The sequence below is a fragment of the Caballeronia sp. M23-90 genome (assembly GCF_053574605.1).
Genome location: NZ_JBSIPA010000573.1, coordinates 1 through 3,727, shown reverse-complemented (window position 1 = coordinate 3,727; position 3,727 = coordinate 1). Strand labels below are relative to the sequence as shown.

Here is a 3,727-nt window from a genome sequence, read left to right as displayed (position 1 = left end):
TCTGGCGAGTGGTTCGGTGGGGATGGCGGGCGGGCAGGCCATCGACCTGGAGAGCGTCGGACGCAAGCTGTCGCGCCCGGAACTCGAGACCATGCACCGAAAGAAAACCGGCGCCTTGTTGCGCGCGGCCGTAAGAATGGGTGCACTCTGTGGCGAAGCACCGGACGCGGCCGCCATGAGCGCACTGGATTCGTATGCGGCCGCAATTGGCCTGGCGTTCCAGGTCGTGGATGACATTCTCGACGTCACCGCAGACTCCGCCACGCTTGGCAAGACGGCGGGCAAGGACGCAAAGGACGACAAACCGACGTACGTGTCGATCATCGGACTCGATGCATCGCGCGAACTGGCAGCTCAACTGGGCCGCGATGCCCATGCTGCACTAGCGCCGTTTGGCCCGCGGGCCGCCCGACTGGGCGAACTGGCCGACCTGGTTGTGAACCGGGTGAACTGAAACATACGATAAAACGCGAAACCGGCGGGCGTGCAAGATGCTTGCAGACCTGAAACGGCTTTCGCCAGTTTTCCTAAATGGGACGACGATGTACGACTTGCTGAAAACCATCGACGATCCGGCCGCATTGCGAGCGCTGGACCGCCACGAACTAAAACCGCTGGCCGAAGAGTTGCGTGCCTACGTGCTCGACAGCGTGTCGCAGACGGGCGGGCATTTGTCGTCGAATCTCGGAACGGTCGAGCTGACGATAGCGCTTCATTACGTCTTCGATACCCCGAACGATAAAATCGTCTGGGACGTGGGCCACCAGACTTATCCGCACAAGATCCTGACGGGCCGCCGCGACCAGATGAAAACGCTGCGCCAGGCTGGCGGGATTTCCGGCTTTCCGCGCCGTAGCGAATCGAAATACGACACCTTCGGCACAGCGCACTCCAGCACGTCCATTTCGGCGGCGCTTGGCATGGCGATCGCGAGCAAGCTGCAGGGCGACAACCGTTATTCCATCGCGGTGATCGGCGACGGCGCAATGACCGCCGGCATGGCCTTCGAAGCCATGAACAACGCTGGCGTGGCCGACGACGTGCCGCTCCTCGTGATCCTGAACGACAACGACATGTCGATCTCGCCGCCGGTCGGCGCGCTGAATCGCCATCTTGCGCGCCTGATGTCGGGGCGTTTCTACGCCGCCGCACGTGCCGGCGTGGAGCGTGTGCTGCGCGTGGCGCCCCCCATGCTCGATCTCGCCCGCAAGCTCGAGGAACACGCGAAGGGCATGATCGTGCCGGCCACGTTGTTCGAGGAATTCGGCTTCAATTACATCGGGCCAATCGATGGTCACGATCTCGAATCACTGATTCCGACGCTGCAGAACATCAAGGAGCTGCGTGGTCCGCAGTTCCTGCACGTCGTGACGAAGAAAGGGCAAGGCTACAAGCTCGCCGAAGCCGATCCGGTGCTGTACCACGGGCCGGGCAAATTCAATCCGGCAGAGGGCATCAAGCCTTCTACGGTGCCATCGAAGAAAACCTACACGCAGGTCTTCGGCGAATGGCTCTGCGACGCGGCGGAGCAGGATTCGCGCGTTGTCGGCATTACGCCGGCCATGCGTGAAGGCTCGGGCATGGTGGAGTTCGAGAAGCGCTTCCCGGATCGTTATTTCGATGTCGGTATTGCCGAGCAGCACGCCGTGACGTTTGCGGGCGGTCTGGCCGCCGATGGCATGCGCCCGGTCGTCGCGATCTACTCGACCTTCCTGCAGCGTGCGTATGACCAGTTGATCCACGACGTCGCATTGCAGAACCTGCCGGTGGTGTTCGCCATCGACCGTGCGGGTCTGGTCGGCGCGGACGGTGCGACGCATGCCGGCAACTACGACCTCGCGTTCCTGCGCTGCATCCCGAACATGACGGTGATGGCCGCGTCCGACGAAGACGAATGCCGCCAGATGCTTTACACGGCGTTGCAGCAGCCGAACCCCACGGCCGTGCGTTATCCGCGCGGCGCGGGCACGGGTGTGAAGATCGTCAAGAAGATGACGGCCCTCCCGCTCGGCAAGGGCGAAATCCGGCGCGAATCGACGCAAAAAGTGGGTTCGGGCTCGCGCATCGCGATTCTTGCGTTCGGCACCATGGTCGCACCCGCGCTTGCCGCTGCCGAAGAACTGGACGCGACCGTAGCCAACATGCGTTTCGTCAAGCCTATCGATGCCGATCTGCTGCGGGAACTGGCCGCCACGCACGACGCGCTCGTGACCGTCGAAGAAGGCGCGATCATGGGCGGCGCGGGCTCGGCCTGCGTGGAAAGCCTGCTCGCCAGCTCGGTCATCAAGCCGGTGCTGCAACTCGGCTTGCCGGACGTGTTTATCGATCATGGCGATCCGGTCAAGTTGCTAGTGTCGTGCGGGCTGGACGGGGCGGGGATCGCGAAGTCGATTCGCGAGCGTTTCCTGAAAGACGCCGTCTCACACGACGTCCAGAGCGACACCGGCAAGCTGACCAAACGCGTCGCTTGACTTCTATGATTGCAGTGCTACGGCGGGCGTCGGGGACGTCCGCCAGGTTGCATCGCCGCTGCATCCTCGCGTGATAACGACCACAATGCGCGCGACGGACAAGGAAATTCAATGAACCAGATGAATCCCGCCTTTGCGATGCCCGATGTCCAGAGCTCGCTCGACACGCGGCAGATCCCGATCCAGCGCGTAGGCGTTAAAGCGGTGCGATATCCGCTGACCATCCGGACATCGACCGGCGAATTGCAGCCGGGCGTGGGTCTCTGGAATCTCGACGTCCACCTTCCCGCCGATCAGAAGGGCACCCACATGTCGCGCTTCGTGGCCTTGCTCGAAGAGCATCGCGCGCCGCTCGACCAAACCGCTCTCCGTTCCATGCTCGCCGCGATGCTGCTCAAGCTCGAGGCGCATTCGGGGCGTATCGAAGTATCGTTTACGTACTTCGTCATGAAGACCGCGCCGGTCTCCGGCGCGCAAAGCCTGATGGACTACGAGGTCACATTCGCGGGCGAGATTCGCGCGGGCGAAACGCGGACGTCGCTGAAAGTGCTCGTGCCGGTGACGAGCTTGTGCCCGTGCTCGAAGCAGATTTCACAGTACGGCGCGCACAACCAGCGCTCGCATGTGACGATCAGCGCAGAGTTCACGGGCGATCTGGCCGTTGAAGACCTGATCCGGATTGCGGAAGAAGAGGCGTCGTGCGAGTTGTGGGGTTTGCTGAAGCGGCCCGACGAGAAATTCGTGACCGAGCGCGCGTACGAAAATCCGAAGTTCGTAGAAGACCTTGTACGCGATGTTGCCACGCGCCTGAACGCGGATGCGCGGATCGTGGCTTATGTGCTGGAAGCGGAGAACTTCGAGTCCATTCACAATCACAGCGCCTACGCGGTGATCGAGCATGACAAGCGGGTTTCCTGACCCGTCTTGGAACTACATTCTTAAACTAGGCGGCCGCCAGGGACGTCAGATCCCAGCGCGGCTTCACCGTGAAAGCGTAATCGCGCACGGCTTGATCGGGCCAGCGCGCAAGCCTCAAGGCGCCGGCGAGCGCAATCATCGCGCCGTTATCGGTGCATAGCGACAAGTCGGGGTAGTGCACCTCGAAGCGGCGCTTTTTCGCAGCCGCCGACATCGCCGAGACCGATCGGCTTGCCGTTTTCCATCACGTTCGAAACGATCAGGATCTCCGGGTGGCCACTCAACTGGAACTGGTGAAGCACGTGGATTTGCAGCGGACCAAAGCGGCGGCTGAAGGC

The 3,727-nt window shown here is 62.2% G+C and carries 3 protein-coding genes and 2 pseudogenes; 3 read left to right on the top strand and 2 right to left on the bottom strand.

Annotated elements, in window-relative coordinates:
• The 3 genes from ACRXB1_RS32720 to folE2 all read left to right on the top strand — a co-directional run.
• The coding region (locus ACRXB1_RS32720) for a polyprenyl synthetase family protein (RefSeq protein ID WP_449494387.1) at window positions 1-454 on the top strand (454 nt) is incomplete at its 5' end.
• A gap of 88 nt (window positions 455-542) precedes the next feature.
• Entirely contained in the window at window positions 543-2,471 is a 1,929-nt protein-coding gene (dxs, locus tag ACRXB1_RS32715; RefSeq protein ID WP_449494386.1) for a 1-deoxy-D-xylulose-5-phosphate synthase, read from the top strand.
• Between the two features lie 111 nt (window positions 2,472-2,582).
• The gene (gene folE2 / locus ACRXB1_RS32710; protein WP_449494385.1) at window positions 2,583-3,389 is read left to right on the top strand and encodes a GTP cyclohydrolase FolE2; all 807 of its coding nucleotides are present in this window, start codon (window positions 2,583-2,585) and stop codon (window positions 3,387-3,389) included.
• 25 nt (window positions 3,390-3,414) lie between these two features.
• On the opposite strand, the pseudogene ACRXB1_RS32705 reads toward folE2, so the two are convergent.
• Both ACRXB1_RS32705 and ACRXB1_RS32700 read right to left on the bottom strand, forming a co-directional pair.
• Window positions 3,415-3,609: pseudogene (locus ACRXB1_RS32705) on the bottom strand (tRNA (adenosine(37)-N6)-threonylcarbamoyltransferase complex transferase subunit TsaD); the annotation flags it as partial.
• Window positions 3,596-3,727, bottom strand: a pseudogene (locus ACRXB1_RS32700) (TauD/TfdA family dioxygenase); the annotation flags it as partial. The pseudogenes ACRXB1_RS32700 and ACRXB1_RS32705, both read right to left, overlap by 14 nt.

Excerpts from the sequence above, each read along its gene's own strand:
- dxs (WP_449494386.1), top strand. The coding sequence starts at position 543 with ATGTACGACTTGCTGAAAACCATCGACGATCCGGCCGCATTGCGAGCG.
- folE2 (WP_449494385.1), top strand. The coding sequence starts at position 2,583 with ATGAACCAGATGAATCCCGCCTTTGCGATGCCCGATGTCCAGAGCTCG.